This window comes from Colwellia psychrerythraea (genome assembly GCF_000764225.1).
GTDB classification, from domain to species: Bacteria; Pseudomonadota; Gammaproteobacteria; order Enterobacterales; family Alteromonadaceae; genus Colwellia; species Colwellia psychrerythraea_D.
Window position 1 is genome coordinate 1 of record NZ_JQED01000027.1, and the last position, 1,252, is coordinate 1,252.

The window sequence follows — 1,252 nt, forward strand, 5'->3', positions numbered from 1 at the left end:
ACGGACACCAAAATCTAACTAAAGATGAGGTGTCTTATGCCCAAGTACAACAATCCAAGACGAACTTGGAAGTACTCAAACGACTTTAAAGTCAATGCTGTTCAACTAAGTTTTGTTGTCGGCGTCACAATCAAATCTGTCGCTGAAAAGCTCGACATACACCCATTCATGCTGTCACGATGGCGAAAAGAATATCGTGAAGGAATTATTGTGGCAGACAAACGAAAAAAATTAGCGGGTCAATCAAAAGCTAAAAAAACACTCACCAAAGAACAGCAACTTGAGCGTGAAAATAAAGCACTCAAGGAGGAGCTGTATATCCTAAAAAAGTGGCAACGGTTTCTTGCCGAGGAACATCAGGCAGATATCGATTCATCGAAAAACTCAGAGCCGATATAAAGGTCACGAGATTGCTGCAGTTTTTTGATGTGTCTAAAAGTGGCTATTACGATTGGCGGGAGCGTCAACCCAGTGCCCGTATGATAGAGGATGTTGAACTTAAACAGAAAATTCAGCAAATATTCACCGAGAACAAAGGACGCTATGGTAGCCCCCGCATATTTAAGGCCTTACAAAAGCAAGGGTACAGCATAGGTAAAAAACGTGTCGAACGTTTGTATCGTGCGCTTGGTTTAGTTGCCAGAGTGATGCGCGTGACGACACGTTCAGCCTTTTATAAACGTTTCCTAACGACAGGTAAAAACTTACGACCAGATGGCGAAGTGCCCTTGGCTAAAGATAAGGTCTGGGTAGCTGATGTCACCTATTTGAAGGTTAAAGGCGTATGGCGTTATTTGTCGGTCATCATGGATTTATATTCACGGCGCATTATTAGCTGGAGTTTGGATAAAAGTAGGACGATGGAAGTGACCAAGCGCACATTACAAAATGCAGTTAAGAAACGAAAGCCATCCGGCGACTTAATGCTCCATACTGATAGAGGCGTAGAATATCGCGGTCACATTTACCAAAAAGTATTAAAACGACATGGAATAACTCATAGTTTGAGTAGAGCAGGAAAATGTACTGATAATGCACATATGGAGTCGTTCTTTCATTCAATGAAGACAGAAGTTATTCGTGGTAATGTCTTTAAAAGTGATAAAGAACTGCGCGGAACACTTGGAAGTTACATTAACAAATACTACAATGTTTCGAGGATGCATTCAGGGATAAACTATTGTTCTCCAATAGAATATGAAGCCCTGGCAGCGTAAAATAAAATGTGTCCGCTTTATCGGGGGAAGATCAC

At 41.5% G+C, this 1,252-nt stretch carries 1 protein-coding gene; it reads left to right on the forward strand.

Annotation, left to right across the window (positions count from 1 at the left end; translation table 11 throughout):
- Window positions 1–36 precede the first annotated feature (36 nt).
- Window positions 37–1,217 (forward strand): IS3 family transposase gene (locus ND2E_RS10700; protein ID WP_150113742.1). Its coding sequence is split into 2 segments (ribosomal slippage): window positions 37–322 and window positions 322–1,217, totalling 1,182 coding nucleotides; the frame shifts between segments, so codons are not numbered across the junction.
- Window positions 1,218–1,252: the final 35 nt, after the last annotated feature.